We start from the raw sequence: 17,117 nt of genomic DNA, 5'->3' as shown, positions 1-17,117 counted from the left end.
CCGGAGTCTCCTCCGGGCCCGCCCCTTCTCGTCGGGTGCGGCTCAGGCCAGCAGTTCCACCTCCGCGAGGGTCGACTCGCCGTCGAGGACGAGACGGTAGTGGGCGTACGAGCCGGGCGTCGCGACCGTGAACGCCCGTGTCTGCTTGTCCCAGGGGAAGGACTCACCGGAGCGCTTGTCGAGGTCCGTCCACGTGCTCCCGTCGGACGAACCCTGGAGGGTCCACCCGGTCGGTGCCTTCGTGTGGTCGGAGGAGGTCAGCGTGTACTGAACTCCCTTGGTCCCGGCGCCGGCCGGCAGATCCACCGAGGTGACACGGGCGTCCGTGGCCGAGGTGTTGTCGAAGAGGGCGCCGTCCCCCTTCAGCGTGTCCGCGCGCGGGGAGGGCACCTTGTCGTCCTCGGTGACCGACACCGGCGCCGCGTTCTTGCCGGTGCCCCACGAGGACGGCTTCGAGCCCATGTCGAACTCCAGCACGCCGCCCTTGGCGATCAGCGACTGGGGCAGTGAAGTCGAGTTCCACGCCTTGCCGTTGAACCGGACGCCCTGCACGTACACGTTCTTCGTGCTGTTGCGCGGGGCCTTGACGACCAGGTCGTGACCGTTCTCCAGGTGGACGGTCACCTTGGTGAACAGCGGGGAGCCGATGGCGTATTCGCCGCTGCCCATCACCAGCGGGTAGAAGCCGAGCGAGGAGAAGAGGTACCAGGCCGACTGCTCGCCGTTGTCCTCGTCGCCGTGGTAACCCTGGCCGATCTCGCTGCCCGTGTAGAGACGGGAGAGGACCTCACGGATGTTCTTCTGGGCCTTCCAGGGCTGACCGGCCGCGTCGTACATGTAGTTGACGTGGTGCGCCACCTGGTTGGAGTGGCCGTACTGGCCCATCCGTACGTCCCGTGCCTCGGTCATCTCGTGGATGACACCGCCGTAGGAGCCCACCGTGTCCGGCGAGGCCGTCTCCGGGGTGGAGAAGTACGTGTCGAGCTTCTCCGCCAGCGCGGCGCGGCCTCCGTACAGGTTGGCGAGACCGCGCGAGTCCTGGGGCGCGGTGAACGCGTAACCCCAGCCGTCGGTCTCCGTGTAGTCGTAGCCCCACACGCGCGGGTCGTACTTCGCGGAGTCGACCCGCCAGTTCCCGTTGGCGTCGCGGCCCTGGAAGAAGCCGGCCTTGGAGTCGAAGAGGTTCACGTAGTCCTGGGAGCGGTTGAGGAAGTAGTCCGACTCCTCCTTGTAGCGCTTCTCGCCGGTCTTCTTGTAGAGCGCCTTGCCCATCTGCGCGATGCCGTAGTCGTTGACGTAGCCCTCCATGGCCCAGGACAGGCCCTCGCCCGTGGAGGTGCTCGTGTAGCCGAGGAAGGGCGAGGTGGTCATGCCCTTGCGGCCCACGCCGGAGGTCGGCGGGACGACCGTCGCGTTCTTCAGGGCAGCCTCGTAGGCCGACTTGGCGTCGAAGTCGACTCCCTTGACGTACGCGTCCGCGAACGCCACGTCCGAGGAGGTGCCGGTCATCAGGTCCGCGTAGCCGGGCGAGGACCAGCGCGAGGTCCAGCCGCCGTCCTTGTACTGCTGCACGAACCCGTCGACCATCTCACCGGCCTGACCTGGTGTCAGGAAGGAGTAGGCGGGCCAGGTCGTCCGGTAGGTGTCCCAGAAGCCGTTGTTGACGTACACCTTGCCGTCGACGATCTTCGCCCCGGTGTGGGTCGGGGTGTCCGGACCCGGCATCGCGGAGAACGGCGAGGCGTACTGGTACTTCGAACCCACCTTCTCGAAGCCGGAGTTCGGGTACAGGTACAGCCGGTACATGCTGGAGTACAGCGTCGTGAGCTGGTCCGGCGTGGCGCCCTGCACCTCGATCTTGCCCAGGAGCCGGTCCCACTGCTTGCGCGCCCCCTTCTTGACCGCGTCGAAGGACGTGCCGTCCGGGATCTCCTGGCTCAGGTTGTCCTTGGCCTGGTCGATGCTGATCAGCGAGGTGGCCAGGCGCAGGGTGACGGTGTGGTCGGAGCCGGGCTTGAACTTGAGATAGCCCTTGACGCCGCTGGAGGACCCCCCGGTCACGGGCGCGTCGAAGGTCCCGTAGACGAAGAGCCGGGTGGCGCCGGTCGACAGCCCGGACTTGACGTCCGAGTAGCCGGTGACGACTCCCGCGTCGGTGTCCAGCGTGAGGCCCGCCTGCTCGGTGACGTTGTCGAAGATCACGCTCGCGTCGTCGCCCGGATAGGTGAAGCGCATGGCCGCGGCGTGATCGGTCGGGGCCAGCTCGGCCTTGAGTCCGTTCTCGAACGTCACGCCGTAGTAGTACGGCCGCGCGGTCTCGTTCTCGTGCCTGAAGGCCAGTTCGCGTGCCGTCCGGCCGGTGTCCGGGGTGCCGGAGGCGGCCGACGGCATCACCTGGAAGGTCTGCCGGTCGCCCATCCAGGGGCTCGGCTCGTGGCTCGCGCTGAACGCCTGGATGGTGGGCAGGTTGTCCGCGTTGTTCGCACGGGCGTAGTCGTAAAGCCAGCTCAGCGAACCCGCGTTGGTGACCGGCGTCCAGAAGTTGAAGCCGTGCGGCACGGCCGTCGCCGGGAAGTTGTTGCCGCGCGAGAAGCCGCCGCTGGAGTTGGTGCCGCGGGTCGTGAGCGCGTAGTCGGCCAGGTGTGCCGCCGGCTTCTGCGGAGCGGCCGTCCTGAGCGAGACGTCGTCGAGCCAGCCGCGGAACTTGGCCGGACCCTTGGGCGAGTCGTACGCGAGCAGGATCCGGTCGACGGTCTTGCCGGCCGCGACGGAACCGATCCGCGAGGACACGTTGTTCCACTGGTTGACGTACAGGACCTTGGCGGCGCCCTGGCCCTGCGGCGTCAGCGTGAATCCGTGGCTGTCCACGGCGTTCAGACCGCTCAGCGAGGTGCCGTCGGTGAACACCAGGTCCACCGCCACGTTCGTGGCGTCGTAGTCCCGGTCGCCGTCCGCCATCGAGGGGAAGATCCGGTACGACAGTTCCGTGTCACGCCCGACGGCGACGTTCACGTCGAACACCTTGTTGTACGAGTACGCCCGGCTCTCGCCCTTGTGGGTGCCGGCGTAGCGCAGGGCCCGCTTGCCGGTGAAGCCCGCGCCCGCCTTGGCGGTCGGCGAGCCGCTGGGCCCCTGGTCCACCAGCGAGAGCATGTCCTTGGGCGTCGGGTCGTCGCTCTGCCCCGTGGAGAACTGGACATCGGCGATCTGCAGGATGTCGCCGCCGTTGTTCTTCGTGACGTCGAGCCGGAAGTGCTGGTACTCGACGGGACCCGAGATGTCGTACGACTTCGTCTGGAACCGCTCGCCGAAGGACTCACCGGAGCGGGTGTCGAGGGTCTTCCAGTCCTTGCCGTCGGAGGAGCCCTGGAGGGTCCAGTCCTCGGGGTCGCGTTCGTCGTGGTCGTTCGCGGACGTGAGCGCGTACGTGACCGCCTTGACCGGCGCGTCGAGGTCGAACTCCGCCCAGCCGGTGGGCTCGAAGGTCAGCCACTTGCTGCTCGGCTCGCCGTCGACGAGGTTCTCCTTGACCTCGCCCGCGCCGGTGTTCTCGCCGCTGGCCCGCACGTCGGTGACATGGTCGGTCACATTGCCGGGGATGCCGGTGCTGTAGCCGCCGTCGACGCCGGAGGTCCGTTTCGTCCCGTCGGGAGCGGTGTCCACCGTGTTGAGCCAGTCCGGGGCCGGATCGCCCGATTCGAACGACGAGCTGAACTCCCGGTCGGCCTTGGCCGCTTGGGCGGGCAGGGCGACCGCGGCACCCTGGGATGCCGCCAACAGCGAGAGGGCCGCCACCCCCAGGACACCCGAGGAACGCCATCCCCTCCACGGCTTGGAACTCTGTCTGTACCGAGCTCTGTGCTGCATGCGCGGGCACCCTCCCTGCAGGACAACGTTGTCAAATTCGAGGCGCAAGGACCATTTGGGCGCCAAGTTGACAGTGATGTCAAGGGTGTTGGGTGTGGCATCCGGGGTGAATACCGTGTGACGAACCGTGCATTGCGTTCATTGCGGGAGGCCTCGCCCTGTGGATCTTCGCCGGGGTGGTCCGGGGCTGCCCCATATTTCCGCGAGGTCTCAACTCGGAAAAGACCGGCGGCCAAACCTGCATTCGATCTTGCTCCGCTGGCGGGAAGTGGACTATACCTGTCGCGTCCGGCCAGTCGATCGACTGGCGCTGGACAGGCAGGACCCAGGGGGGAATTTCGCGGGACGGCGGAGCGTGGTCCATACACGTAACGTCCGTCCGTCGCGGTGAATCCCCCACGCACGACCCCAGCTTGAACTGACCGCGGTGCCGGGGAGGATCCGGTTCACCGCCTGAGTCCTGGAGAAGGCGAGGACTTGAGCATGGGATCCACTTCCGCCGAGAACAGCAGCCCCGAGGGTGTCGGCCGCCGTGACCTCATCAAGAGGTCGGCCGCACTCGGTCTGATCACCGTCCCGACGATGAGCTTCCTGTCCGCGTGTGCCAGCGGCGGGGGCGACGACGACAAGTCGGGGGACAAGGGCACCGGCAAGACCAGCAAGGACAACCCCTTCGGTGTGAAGAAGGGCAACGGCAAGCTCGACGTCGTCGTCTTCAAGGGCGGCTACGGCGACGACTACGCCAAGGCGTGGGAAGCCGCGTTCGACAAGAAGTGGGGCAGCAAGAGCGCCCACACCGGCACGCAGGAGATCACCGGCAAGCTCCAGCCGCGCTTCAACGGCGGCAACCCGCCGGACATCGTCGACGACTCGGGCGCGCAGCAGATCAAGCTGGACGTGCTCTACAAGAACGGCCAGCTCCTCGACCTCGCCGCCGTCCTCGACGCCCCCTCCATCGACGACCCGTCGAAGAAGGTCCGCGACACGCTGATCCCCGGCACGCTCGACCCGGGCCTGCAGGGCGGCAAGGTCGTGGCCCTCAACTACATCTACACGGTGTGGGGGTTGTGGTACTCCGGCAAGCTCTTCAAGGAGAAGGGCTGGGAGGTGCCCAAGACCTGGGACGACTTCCTCGCCATCTGCAAGGACGCCAAGTCGCAGGGCATCGGCGGCCTCGCCCACCAGGGCAAGTACCCGTACTACATCAACGTCGCCATCATGGACCTGATCGCCAAGCAGGGCGGTCTGGACGCGATGAAGGCGATCGACAACCTCGACCCGAAGGCGTTCGTCGGTTCCGACGCCGCCAAGGCCGCCATCGAGGCCATCTACGAGGTCGTGGAGAAGGGCTACTTGCTGGCCGGCACCAACGGCCTGACCCACACCGAGTCGCAGACCCGGTGGAACCAGTACAAGGCCGCGTTCATCACCTGTGGCTCCTGGCTGGAGAACGAGCAGCTCAAGCAGACCCCGGCCGACTTCGACATGAAGTTCATGCCGATGCCCAGCCTGCCGGGCGACAAGCTGCCGTTCGAGGCGATCCGGGCCGGTTCGGGCGAACCGTTCATCATCCCCGCGAAGGCCGCGAACCTCCCCGAGGCCCAGGAGTTCATGCGCTCCATGCTCTCCAAGGAGTGGTCGACGCTCTTCGCCCAGAAGGCCAACTCCCTCACCATCCTCAAGGACGGCGTGTCCGACGGCGTGCAGCTGCGGCCCGGTACGCAGTCCACGGTCGAGGCATCCAAGGCGGCCGGCGACAACTCCTTCAACTACCTGTACCCCAACTGGTACAGCGAGATGGACGTGGCGATCCAGAACGCGTCCAACGAGCTCATGTCCAAGCGCATCCAGCCGAAGGAATGGCTGAAGCGCGCCCAGGCGGCGGTCGACAAGGCGGCCAAGGACCCGGCGTCCAAGAAGAACCACCGCGACTGATCACGTAAACCCGGAACACCAGGGGCAGGATGCCATGCGAAAAGGGCAGAACCGGTTCGTCGCGGGGTTTCTCCTCGCACCTTTGGCTCTGTATCTGATCTTCGTGATCTGGCCTTACCTACAGACCATCGGTTACTCCTTCACCGACTGGAAGGGTCAGTCGCAGTCGTTCAGTTTCGTCGGCCTGGACAATTACAAGGCGTTGTTCCAGGACGACGTATTCCTCCAGGCGATCTGGCACAACATCCTGTTCCTGGTGTTCATCCCGGTGATCACCATCCTGCTCGCCCTCTTCTTCGCCTTCATGGTGAACGCGGGCGGGCGGGGTGGCGCCGGCGGCGTCCAGGGCGTCGCGGGCTCACGCTTCTACAAGATCGTGTACTTCTTCCCGCAGGTCCTGTCACTCGCGATCGTGGCGGTGCTCTTCGGAGCCCTCTACCGCAGTGACAGCGGCGGTCTGCTCAACGGCCTGCTGATCAAGCTCGGCCTGGTGGACGGCAACAACCCCATCGAGTGGATGAACGAGCCCGACCTGGTGCTCTGGTGCCTGATGGCGGTCGTCGTCTGGCACGGCGTCGGCTTCTACCTGGTGCTGTTCTCCGCCGCCATGCAGTCCATCCCGAAGGACATCTACGAGGCGGCGCTGCTGGACGGCGCGAGCCGCACCCACACCTTCTTCCGGGTCACCCTGCCCCTGCTCTGGGACACGGTGCAGACCGCCTGGGTCTATCTCGGCATCATCGCGATGGACATGTTCGTCCTCGTCTCGACCATGACCCAGGGCACCGGCTACGGCGGCGGTCCCGACCACCACAGCGAGGTCATGGCGAACGTCATGATGCGCAACTTCCTCTACTTCGGAAAGAGCGGCTACGCCTGCGCCATGGGCGTCGTCATGCTCCTTCTCACCCTGATCCTGTCCGTGGTCACGCTGCGCGCCACCCGCCGCGAGCGCATCGAGTTCTGAGCGGGAGACACGACTATGAGCGCACCCATCACGGAGCCGGCGAAGGTCGACGGCGCCGCAGTACCCCCGCAGCGAGGCGCCCGGAAGGCCCCGCCGCGGCCGGGCGACAAGCGCACCGAGGGCGTGGCCCTCAACGTCTTCTCGCACGGGTTCCTCGCCCTGTGGGCGATCCTGATCATCCTGCCGCTGCTCTGGCTGGTCCTGAGCTCCTTCAAGACCGACGCGCAGATCGGCGGCTCCGCCCTCGGCTGGCCCTCGAACTGGCAGTTCGACGTCTTCAGCCGCGCCTGGAACAAGGGCATCGGCGACTACTTCACCAACACCCTGATCGTCCTGGTGTTCTCGGTCCCGCTGACCATGCTGCTCGGCGCGATGGCGGCGTACGTCCTGGCCCGCTACGAGTTCCCGGGCAACCGGATCGTCTACTTCTTCTTCGTCGGCGGGGCCATGTTCCCCGTCTTCCTGGCCCTGGTGCCGCTGTTCTTCATGGTCAAACGTCTCGACATGCTGAACACCTACCAGGGCCTGGTGCTGGTGTACGTGGCCTACTCACTGCCGTTCACGGTGTTCTTCATGCACGCCTTCTTCAGGACGCTGCCCACGGCGGTCTTCGAGGCGGCGGTGCTCGACGGGGCCTCGCACACCCGGGCGTTCTTCCAGGTCATGCTGCCCATGGCCAAGCCCGGACTGCTCAGCGTCGGCATCTTCAACGTACTGGGCCAGTGGAACCAGTACATCCTGCCCTCGGTGCTGATGCAGCCGCAGACCAGTTCCGATCCGGAGCGCTACGTCCTGACCCAGGGCCTCATCCAGCTCCAGCAGCAGCAGGGCTACGCGACCGATCTGCCCGTCCTGTTCGCCGGCGTGACCATCGCCATGGTCCCCATGCTGATCGTCTACCTGTCGTTCCAGCGCCAGGTCCAGGCAGGTCTCACTTCGGCGACGCTCAAGTAACGAATCGCCCCGTCCGTCACGTGCGCCACTCCCGTCCCGGGGGTGGCGCACGTGTGTCCGGGTGGTGCCGGGACTCGAACATGACTGGGTGACCCCGATTTCCGTCAAGGACTTGACTGCGGTAACCCGTTCAGCGGAGCTTGGAGTTCACAACTTGTAAGTGACCGGGGTCCCGTTGACGTGACCCAGATCACACGGGCGGCATCGGGGCCGCCCGGCTGAGGGCAGGAGTGGATGAGTCGATGGAGACTCCGGGGTCGCAGTCGTCGCTGCACCGAGCCAATCTGGAGCGCGTCGTGCGAGCGGTGCGGCTTGCCGGCTCGCTCACGCAGGCGGAGATCGCGAGGACGACCGGCCTGTCGGCCGCGACCGTTTCCAATATCGTTCGTGAACTCAAGGACGGCGGAACGGTCGAGGTCACACCCACTTCGGCGGGGGGTCGCAGGGCCCGCAGCGTGTCCCTGAGCGGAGACGCCGGGATCGTCATCGGCGTCGACTTCGGGCATACCCATTTGCGCGTCGCTGTCGGAAATCTGGCCCATCAGGTGCTGGCCGAGGAGTCCGAGCCGCTGGACGTCGACGCCTCGGCCGCGCAGGGCTTCGACCGGGCGGAGGAGCTGGTCAGCCGCCTGATTGCAGCAACGGGTGTGGACCGCTCCAAGATCGCGGGCGTGGGCCTCGGCGTGCCGGGCCCCATCGACGTGGAGTCGGGCACCCTGGGGTCCACCTCGATCCTGCCCGGCTGGACCGGCGCGAGGCCCGCCGAGGAGCTGCGGGGGCGGCTCGGCGTGCCCGTCCACGTGGACAACGACGCCAATCTGGGCGCGCTCGGCGAGATGGTCTGGGGCAGTGGCCGCGGGGTCCGGGACCTCGCCTACATCAAGGTCGCCAGCGGTGTCGGCGCGGGCCTGGTCATCGAGGGCAAGATCTACCGCGGTCCGGGTGGCACAGCGGGAGAAATCGGGCATATTACACTTGATGAATCCGGCCCCGTCTGCCGTTGCGGCAACCGCGGCTGCCTGGAGACGTTCGCGGCGGCGCGTTACGTGCTGCCGCTGCTCCAGTCCAGCCATGGTACCGATCTGACCATGGAGGGCGTGGTCAGGCTGGCGCGGGACGGAGATCCGGGCTGCCGTCGGGTGATCGCCGACGTCGGCCGCCACATCGGCAGTGGAGTCGCGAATCTCTGCAATTTGCTGAACCCGAGTCGAGTGGTCCTCGGTGGCGATCTCGCCGAGGCCGGCGAGCTCGTTCTGGGGCCCATAAGGGAGTCTGTCGGCCGCTACGCGATCCCCAGCGCCGCACGTCAACTCTCGGTGTTGCCAGGGGCACTTGGGGGCCGTGCGGAGGTGCTCGGAGCGCTCGCTCTCGCACTCAGCGAGATGGGCGATTCGACCCTTTTGGATGGTTCTCTTTCGGCCGGTACTCCTGTCTTCACTTAGAGAACGCATGGCACCGTTGCCATCTCGTTAAGTATTTACTTCTTGACGTCGCACGTGTGGCCGAGTTGACTCCAGTCCACCTCGGCCGCAACGACGCGGCCTCGTCAGGGAGGTTTAGGAATGAACACGCAGATGCGTCGTGCCGCCGTTGCCGTTGCCGCTGGTGCAATGGCTGTCTCTCTCGCCGCCTGTGGCAGCGCGAAGGAGTCCGGTGGCGGGAGCGACAGCTCCGCCAGCTCCGCCAAGAAGGGCGACGCGATCAAGGTCGGTCTGCTCCTTCCGGAGAACCAGACGGCCCGCTACGAGAAGTTCGACAAGCCGCTGATCGAGAAGAAGGTCGCGGAGCTCACGAACAACAAGGGCACGGTCGTCTACGCGAACGCCAAGCAGGACGCGACCACGCAGAACCAGCAGGTCGACACCATGATCACCAACAAGGTGGACGTGCTGATCGTCGACGCCGTGGACTCCGCCGCGATCAAGAGCTCGGTCCAGAAGGCCAAGGACGCCGGCATCCCGGTCGTGGCCTACGACCGCCTCGCGCAGGGCCCCATCTCGGCCTACACCTCGTTCGACAACAAGACGGTCGGCAAGACGCAGGGTGAGGCGCTCCTCACCGCGCTCGGCGACAAGGCCAAGTCCGGCAAGATCGTCATGATGAACGGTTCGGTCACCGACCCGAACGCCGCTCAGTTCAAGGCCGGCGCCCACGAGGTGCTCGACGGCAAGGTGAACGTGGGCAAGGAGTACGACACCAAGGAGTGGAAGCCGGAGAACGCCAACGCCAACATGGAGGCGGCGATCTCGGCCCTCGGCAAGAAGAACATCATCGGTGTCTACTCGGCGAACGACGGCATGGCCGGCGGTATCATCACCGCGCTGAAGGCCGCCGGCATCAAGGTCCCGGTCACGGGCCAGGACGCCGAGCTCGCGGGTGTTCAGCGCATCGTCTCCGGTGAGCAGTTCATGAGCGTCTACAAGCCGTACGCCCCGGAGGCCGACGCGGCCGCCGAGCTGGCCGTCGCGCTCGCCCAGGGCAAGTCGCTCGACTCCGTCGCCAAGGACAAGGTCGACAGCCCGACCGACAAGCAGATCCCGTCCGTCCTGGTTCCCGTCACCTCGCTGACCAAGGACAACATCAAGGACACGGTCGTCAAGGACGGCCTGTACACGATCGACGACATCTGCACCTCGGCCTACGCCGCGGCCTGCAAGAAGGCCGGCCTGCAGTAAACAGCCGCGAGTCGTGAACGCGTACGGGAATTCGCCGCTGGATTCCCGTACGTGACTCGTATATCCAAAGCTCCTCCGGTGCCCCGCATCCAACAGCCCCGCAAGCTAAGCGGGGCACCGGACGGAACCCCCACCGCATACTTCTGCACAACCTCCCGCCGGGTCAGGCGGCGAAGGAGATGGTTCACGTGTCCGCTACGCCTGTTCTGGCGTTGCGCGGGGTCTCCAAGCGATTCGGTGCCGTCCAGGCGCTCACCGATGTAGAGCTTGAAGTCCACGCCGGTGAAGTGGTCGCCCTGGTGGGCGACAACGGCGCCGGAAAGTCCACGCTGGTCAAGACGATCGCCGGCGTGCACCCCATCGATGAGGGTTCCATCGAATGGGACGGCAAGGCCGTTCAGATCAACCGCCCGCACGACGCCCAGAACCTGGGCATCGCGACGGTCTACCAGGACCTCGCGCTCTGCGACAACATCGACGTCGTCGGGAACCTCTACCTGGGACGCGAGCTCAAGAAGCGCGGTGTCCTGGACGAGGTCGAGATGGAGCGCCGCTCCCGCGAGCTGCTGGACACGCTGTCCATCCGCATCCCCAGCGTCCGCATCCCGATCGCCTCGCTCTCCGGCGGTCAGCGCCAGACCGTGGCGATCGCCCGTTCGATGCTCGGTGAGCCCAAGCTCGTCATCCTCGACGAGCCCACCGCGGCCCTCGGCGTCGAGCAGACCGCCCAGGTGCTCGACCTGGTCGAGCGGCTGCGCGAGCGGGGCCACGCGGTGATCCTCATCAGCCACAACATGGCTGACGTGAAGGCCGTGGCCGACAAGGTCGCCGTCCTGCGCCTCGGGCGCAACAACGGCGTCTTCGAGGTCAAGTCGACCTCGCAGGAAGAGATCATTTCCGCCATCACGGGCGCCACGGAGAACGCCGTGACCCGTCGTGCGGCGCGCAGCGGGGAGGCTCAGAAGTGAGCATCGACAAGACTTCTGAGACCGGCTCCCACGAGGTGGAGAACCCGGAGGCGGCCGCCAAGGCGGTCACCGCCGTCGACCCGCGCCTGCTCGTCCGCGAGCAGGGCCTCGCCGGTTACGTCGGCGAGTTCAAGCGCAAGATGAAGGCCGGCGACCTGGGTTCCATCCCGGTCGTCATCGGTCTGATCATCATCTGGGCGATCTTCGCCAGCCTGAACTCGAACTTCCTCACCGCGGGCAACCTGTCCGACATCTCCGTCGCCATGGTCGGCACGGGCATGATCGCGGTCGGCATCGTCTTCGTGCTGCTGCTCGGTGAGATCGACCTGTCGGTCGGTTCGCTCTCCGGTGTCGCCGGCGCCACCTTCGCGGTGCTCAGCGTCACCCACGGCATGAACGAGTGGCTGGCGTTCGTCCTGGCCATCCTCACCGGCACGGTCGCCGGCGCGATCCAGGGCTTCTTCTTCGCGCGCATCGGTGTGCCGGCCTTCGCCGTCACGCTGGCGGGTCTGCTGTTCTGGAACGGCCTCATGCTCCAGATCCTCGGCAGCAACGGCACCATCAACCTGGACAGCGAGGGCGTCGTCGCCAAGCTGACCAGCTACTACTTCACCGATGTCGCCGCCTCGTACGTGCTCGCGATCGTCGTCACCGCCGGGTTCTTCGTGAGCTCCTTCCTCGGCAACAAGCGTCGCGAGGCGGCCGGTGTGCCGTCCCGCCCGCTGAGCGAGACCATCGCCCGCACGGTGCTCCTGGGTGTCCTCACCTTCGCCGTGGCGATCATGTACAACCAGTACAAGGGTCTGCCGCTCGCCGTGGTGATCTTCCTCGCGGTCCTGCTCGTCACGGACTTCGTGCTGCGCCGCACCTCCTTCGGCCGGAAGATCTTCGCGCTCGGCGGCAGCGTCGAGGCCTCCCGCCGTGCCGGTATCAACGTCGAGCTGATCCGCATCTCGGTCTTCTCGATCTCCGGTACCTTCGCCGCCGTCGGCGGTCTGTTCATCGCCTCGAAGATCGCCTCCGCCAACCAGGGCGCGGGCGGCGGTGACCTCCTGATGAACGCCATCGCGGCGGCCGTCATCGGTGGCACCAGCCTCTTCGGTGGCCGTGGCCGCACCTGGAACGCCCTGCTGGGCGTCCTGGTGATCGTCTCCATCCAGTACGGTCTGGCCCTGCAGGGCATCGCCTCGCCGGTCCAGTACATGATCACCGGTGGCGTTCTGCTCGCCACGGTCGTCATCGACGCCGTCACCCGCAAGACCCAGAAGACCGCGGGTCGCGCGTAGGGTCCTCACCCACCCAGGCCTGTGCCCGGCACCAATGGCGGTGCCGGGCACAGTCACGTCCGGCACCCGTCGAGGTGCCGGGCGCAGCCACGTCCGGACGGGAGCGCGTGTTCCCGTCCGGTTGGGCCGTTCGTGTGGCGTGGATCGCCAGGCCCGGCCCGCGCCCGAAAAGGCGGAACATTAGACTCGACGAACCCGGCAACAGCTCGATCACTGCAAGGAGGCACGGGTGGCGCTGCTGACCCGCATCACGGGACCGCGCGATCTGGACCGGCTGACCCTGGAGCAGCTCGACCAGCTGGCCGAGGAGATCCGGACCTTCCTCGTCGACGCGGTCTCCAAGACCGGCGGTCACCTCGGCCCCAACCTCGGTGTCGTGGAGCTGACCATCGCCCTGCACCGCGTCTTCGAGTCACCGAAGGACAGAGTGCTGTGGGACACGGGCCACCAGTCCTACGTCCACAAGCTGCTCACCGGCCGGCAGGACTTCTCCCGGCTGAAGATGAAGGGCGGTCTGTCCGGCTACCCCGCACAGGCGGAGTCCGAGCACGACGTCATCGAGAACTCGCACGCCTCCACGGTCCTCGGCTGGGCCGACGGACTGGCGAAGGCGAACGAGGTCCTCGGCAGGAACGACCACGTGGTCGCCGTCATCGGTGACGGCGCGCTCACCGGCGGCATGGCCTGGGAGGCGCTGAACAACATCGCCGACGCCAAGGACCGCCCGCTGATCATCGTCGTCAACGACAACGAGCGGTCGTACGCGCCGACCATCGGCGGCCTCGCGAACCACCTGGCGACCCTGCGCACCACCGACGGCTACGAGCGCTTCCTGGCCCGCGGCAAGGACCTCCTGGAGCGCACGCCGGTCGTCGGCAAGCCGCTCTACGAGACCCTGCACGGCGCGAAGAAGGGCCTGAAGGACTTCATCGCCCCGCAGGGCATGTTCGAGGACCTCGGCCTGAAGTACGTCGGCCCGATCGACGGCCACGACATCGAGGCCCTGGAGTCGGCCCTGGCGCGCGCGAAGCGCTTCGGCGGCCCGGTCATCGTGCACTGCCTCACCGAGAAGGGCCGCGGCTACCAGCCCGCGCTCCAGGACGAGGCGGACCGCTTCCACGCCGTCGGCAAGATCCACCCGGACACGGGCCTGCCGATCGCCTCCTCCGGCGCCGACTGGACCTCCGTCTTCGGCGAGGAGATGGTCGCGCTCGGCAAGGAGCGCGAGGACATCGTCGCGATCACCGCCGCGATGCTCCAGCCGGTCGGCCTCGACCGGTTCGCCAAGGCGTTCCCCAAGCGGGTCTACGACGTCGGCATCGCCGAGCAGCACGCCGCCGTCTCCGCGGCCGGCCTCGCCACCGGCGGACTGCACCCGGTCTTCGCCGTCTACGCGACCTTCCTGAACCGCGCCTTCGACCAGGTCCTGATGGACGTGGCCCTGCACAAGTGCGGCGTCACCTTCGTCCTGGACCGCGCGGGTGTCACCGGCACCGACGGCGCCTCCCACAACGGCATGTGGGACATGTCCATCCTCCAGGTCGTCCCGGGGCTCAGGCTCGCCGCGCCGCGCGACGCCGACCAGGTCCGAGCCCAGCTCCGCGAGGCCGTCGAGGTGAAGGACGCGCCCACCGTGGTGCGCTTCTCCAAGGGCGCGGTCGGCCCGGCCGTCCCCGCCGTGGGCCGGATCGGCGGCATGGACGTCCTGCGGGAGCCCGGCACCGACGCGCCGGACGTGCTGCTGGTCTCCGTCGGCGCGCTCGCCCCGATGTGCCTGGAGATCGCCGCTCTGCTGGACCGCCAGGGCATCTCCACCACCGTCGTGGACCCGCGCTGGGTCAAGCCGGTGGACGAGGCCATGGCGCCGCTCGCCGAGCAGCACCGGGTCGTCGTCACCGTCGAGGACAACTCGCGGGTCGGCGGTGTCGGCTCGGCCGTCGCGCAGGCCCTGCGCGACGCGGGCGTCGACATCCCGCTGCGCGACTTCGGCATCCCGCCGCGCTTCCTCGACCACGCCTCGCGCGCCGAGGTCATGGCCGAGATCGGGCTGACCGCGCCGGACATCGCCCGGCAGGTCACCGGACTCGTCGCCAAGCTCGACGGCCGCTTCGAGAGCAGCGCGGCGCAGGCCGTGGACGCCGTACAGCCCGCGCGCGACTGACGCATCCCCACACGGCCGATGGGCCGGTTCCAGCACCCTGTACGGGTGGTGGAACCGGCCCATCTGCGTGAAACGCGCCGCGTCGGGACATACCTGCTACCTGCCCTCTCGATCATGTCGAGGACGACAAGCGTGGGAGGTACGTCCGTGAGCAACACCCTCTTCAGGACGAAAAGGGTCGAACAGTCGATTCTGGATACCGAGGAGCCGGAGCACGCGCTCAAGAAGTCGCTCTCCGCCCTGGACCTCACCGTGTTCGGTGTCGGTGTCATCATCGGCACCGGCATCTTCGTCCTCACCGGCAAGGTGGCCAAGGAGAACGCGGGCCCCGGGGTCTCGCTGGCCTTCGTCGCCGCGGGTGTCGCCTGCGGGCTGGCGGCGCTGTGCTACGCGGAGTTCGCCTCCACGGTCCCCGTCGCGGGATCCGCGTACACGTTCTCGTACGCCTCCCTGGGCGAGCTGCCCGCCTGGATCATCGGCTGGGACCTGGTCCTGGAGTTCGCGCTCGGCACGGCGGTGGTGGCGGTCGGCTGGTCCGGCTACGTGCGCTCGCTGATGGACAACGCGGGCTGGCACCTTCCCGACTCGCTCGGCGGGCGTGACGGGGCCGACGGCTTCGGTTTCGACATCCTCGCCGCGGCGCTGGTCCTGGTCCTCACCGCCATTCTCGTCATCGGCGTGAAGCTCTCCGCCCGGATCACCACGCTGGTCGTCGCGATCAAGGTCACGGTCGTCCTGATCGTGATCATCGCGGGCGCCTTCTTCATCGAGGGCAAGAACTACTCGCCGTTCATCCCGCCGGCGCAGAACGTGGAGGCGGGCAGCGGCATCAAGTCGCCGCTGATCCAGATCATGTTCGGCTGGGCGCCGACGAACTTCGGCGTGATGGGCATCTTCACGGCGGCCTCCGTCGTGTTCTTCGCCTTCATCGGCTTCGACGTCGTCGCGACGGCCGCCGAGGAGACCAAGAACCCGCAGCGGGACATGCCGCGCGGCATCCTCGGCTCGCTCTTCATCTGCACCGCGCTCTACGTCCTGGTGTCGATCGTGGTCACCGGCATGCAGAAGTACACCGAACTGTCCATCGACGCACCGCTCGCCGACGCCTTCAAGGCGACCGGGCATCCCTGGTTCGCGGGCGTCATCAGCTTCGGCGCCGCCGTCGGACTCACGACGGTCTGCATGATCCTGCTGCTCGGCCAGACCCGCGTCTTCTTCGCGATGAGCCGCGACGGACTGCTGCCGCGCTTCTTCTCCCGCGTCCACCCGAAGTTCCGCACCCCGCACCGGCCGACCATCCTGCTCGGTGTGATCATCGCGATCCTCGCGGGCTTCACCACCCTCAGCGAGCTCGCCGAGCTGGTCAACATCGGCACGCTCTTCGCCTTCGTCGTGGTCGCGGTCGGCGTCGTCGTCCTCCGCCACACGCGCCCCGACCTGCCCCGCTCCTTCCGCACCCCGCTGGTTCCGTGGGTGCCGATCCTGTCGGTGCTCGCGACGCTGTGGCTGATGCTGAACCTGCCGGCGGAGACCTGGCTGCGGTTCGCGATCTGGATGGTGATCGGCGTCGTCGTGTACTTCCTCTACGGGCGCCGGCACAGCCTCCTGCAGCGTCAGGCCGACCTGGGCCCGGACGCCACCCGGAACCCGCCCGGCGGCACGGCCGGCTGACCGCCCGCCACCCGTCCGACGGCCCCGTGCCGGGCGCCACGCCGCCCGGCACGGGGCCGCCGCACGTCCCGACCGCCTCCGGTGGCGGCGGACGTGCGGCGGCCGGTGTCAGGGGCGGGGGCGTACGGTGCGCGGGCCCGTGACCCGGGCGCCCAGCTCGGTGACCCGCCGGCGCAGCTCGCGGTCGGCCGTGACCACGAGACAGGGGCGGTCCCGCGCCCGGGCCACCAGCTCCACCATGCGGTCGTCGCCGCTGCCCGGTGCCTCGTCGACCCGGACCCCGGGGACCGGGTCCACCCCGCGTGCGGCGCCCTCCACCACCAGAACGACGTCCAGCGGACCGGGGTGGCCGGGCAGGCCGTGCCGGGCCACCTCCACCAGGCCGTCCCGAAGCCGCTCGGCGGCACCGCGACGGTCCCGCCACCAGCCGTCCGGCACGGAACCCACCACATTGGCGCCGTCCACGACGAGCAGTGTCGTCATCTCCCGAGTCGTCATGTCCCCACTGTGCCGGAGCGCCGCCGGGCCGGCGCCCCCCGGTCGGCGCCGGCCCGGCGGCCCGGCCCGCCCCGGGGCACCGGGCGGGCGGCCCCCCATTATGGTGCGGCCGGGCACGGCGAAGGGGTCATACAG

Annotated in this window: 11 protein-coding genes; 9 read left to right on the top strand and 2 right to left on the bottom strand. The window is 67.8% G+C overall.

Annotated features, from left to right (window positions below):
- Positions 1 to 42: 42 nt before the first annotated feature.
- Positions 43 to 3,867, bottom strand: a complete 3,825-nt coding sequence (locus ACFYYF_RS19500; RefSeq protein WP_388777269.1) for a GH92 family glycosyl hydrolase — start codon at positions 3,865 to 3,867, stop codon at positions 43 to 45.
- Positions 3,868 to 4,350: 483 nt separating this feature from the next.
- Between ACFYYF_RS19500 and ngcE the strand changes: the two genes are divergently transcribed.
- The 9 genes from ngcE (at position 4,351) to ACFYYF_RS19455 (ending at position 16,484) form a co-directional block, all read left to right on the top strand.
- The gene (ngcE, locus tag ACFYYF_RS19495; RefSeq protein WP_361681897.1) at positions 4,351 to 5,802 is read left to right on the top strand and encodes an N-acetylglucosamine/diacetylchitobiose ABC transporter substrate-binding protein; all 1,452 of its coding nucleotides are present in this window, start codon (positions 4,351 to 4,353) and stop codon (positions 5,800 to 5,802) included.
- Positions 5,803 to 5,836: 34 nt separating this feature from the next.
- Positions 5,837 to 6,769, top strand: coding sequence for a carbohydrate ABC transporter permease (locus ACFYYF_RS19490; RefSeq protein WP_037621843.1), 933 nt, complete (start codon positions 5,837 to 5,839; stop codon positions 6,767 to 6,769).
- A 15-nt stretch (positions 6,770 to 6,784) separates the two neighbouring features.
- Positions 6,785 to 7,723 (top strand): carbohydrate ABC transporter permease, encoded by a 939-nt coding sequence (locus ACFYYF_RS19485; protein ID WP_037621842.1) that lies wholly within the window; start codon positions 6,785 to 6,787, stop codon positions 7,721 to 7,723.
- A 242-nt stretch (positions 7,724 to 7,965) separates the two neighbouring features.
- On the top strand, positions 7,966 to 9,165 hold the full coding sequence (locus ACFYYF_RS19480; RefSeq protein ID WP_361681906.1) for an ROK family transcriptional regulator: 1,200 nt from the start codon (positions 7,966 to 7,968) through the stop codon (positions 9,163 to 9,165).
- Between the two features lie 132 nt (positions 9,166 to 9,297).
- Entirely contained in the window at positions 9,298 to 10,398 is a 1,101-nt protein-coding gene (locus ACFYYF_RS19475; protein ID WP_361682281.1) for a substrate-binding domain-containing protein, read from the top strand.
- A 179-nt stretch (positions 10,399 to 10,577) separates the two neighbouring features.
- Entirely contained in the window at positions 10,578 to 11,366 is a 789-nt protein-coding gene (locus ACFYYF_RS19470) for an ATP-binding cassette domain-containing protein (protein ID WP_361681909.1), read from the top strand.
- On the top strand, positions 11,363 to 12,652 hold the full coding sequence (locus ACFYYF_RS19465; RefSeq protein ID WP_361681912.1) for a sugar ABC transporter permease: 1,290 nt from the start codon (positions 11,363 to 11,365) through the stop codon (positions 12,650 to 12,652). The genes ACFYYF_RS19470 and ACFYYF_RS19465 overlap by 4 nt, the downstream gene beginning before the upstream one ends.
- A 229-nt stretch (positions 12,653 to 12,881) precedes the next feature.
- Entirely contained in the window at positions 12,882 to 14,813 is a 1,932-nt protein-coding gene (dxs, locus tag ACFYYF_RS19460) for a 1-deoxy-D-xylulose-5-phosphate synthase (RefSeq protein ID WP_361681915.1), read from the top strand.
- Positions 14,814 to 14,960: 147 nt separating this feature from the next.
- The gene (locus tag ACFYYF_RS19455; RefSeq protein WP_361681918.1) at positions 14,961 to 16,484 is read left to right on the top strand and encodes an amino acid permease; all 1,524 of its coding nucleotides are present in this window, start codon (positions 14,961 to 14,963) and stop codon (positions 16,482 to 16,484) included.
- A gap of 108 nt (positions 16,485 to 16,592) precedes the next feature.
- Here ACFYYF_RS19455 and ACFYYF_RS19450 read toward each other — a convergent pair whose 3' ends face one another.
- Positions 16,593 to 16,982 carry an NTP pyrophosphohydrolase gene (locus tag ACFYYF_RS19450; protein ID WP_388777262.1) on the bottom strand — a complete coding sequence of 130 codons (390 nt, stop codon included), beginning with the start codon at positions 16,980 to 16,982 and terminating at the stop codon, positions 16,593 to 16,595.
- Between the last annotated feature and the right edge of the window lie 135 nt (positions 16,983 to 17,117).

It is taken from the genome of Streptomyces sp. NPDC001914 (genome assembly GCF_042891215.1).
GTDB lineage: Bacteria > Actinomycetota > Actinomycetes > Streptomycetales > Streptomycetaceae > Streptomyces.
This window is presented reverse-complemented; position numbering and strand designations above follow the sequence as displayed.

Coding starts and splice junctions, on each gene's coding strand:
- ACFYYF_RS19475 (WP_361682281.1), top strand. CDS start 9,298: ATGCGTCGTGCCGCCGTTGCCGTTGCCGCTGGTGCAATGGCTGTCTCT.
- ACFYYF_RS19500 (WP_388777269.1), bottom strand. CDS start 3,867: ATGCAGCACAGAGCTCGGTACAGACAGAGTTCCAAGCCGTGGAGGGGA.
- ACFYYF_RS19485 (WP_037621842.1), top strand. CDS start 6,785: ATGAGCGCACCCATCACGGAGCCGGCGAAGGTCGACGGCGCCGCAGTA.
- ACFYYF_RS19480 (WP_361681906.1), top strand. CDS start 7,966: ATGGAGACTCCGGGGTCGCAGTCGTCGCTGCACCGAGCCAATCTGGAG.
- ngcE (WP_361681897.1), top strand. CDS start 4,351: ATGGGATCCACTTCCGCCGAGAACAGCAGCCCCGAGGGTGTCGGCCGC.
- ACFYYF_RS19450 (WP_388777262.1), bottom strand. CDS start 16,982: ATGACGACTCGGGAGATGACGACACTGCTCGTCGTGGACGGCGCCAAT.
- ACFYYF_RS19470 (WP_361681909.1), top strand. CDS start 10,578: ATGGTTCACGTGTCCGCTACGCCTGTTCTGGCGTTGCGCGGGGTCTCC.
- ACFYYF_RS19490 (WP_037621843.1), top strand. CDS start 5,837: ATGCGAAAAGGGCAGAACCGGTTCGTCGCGGGGTTTCTCCTCGCACCT.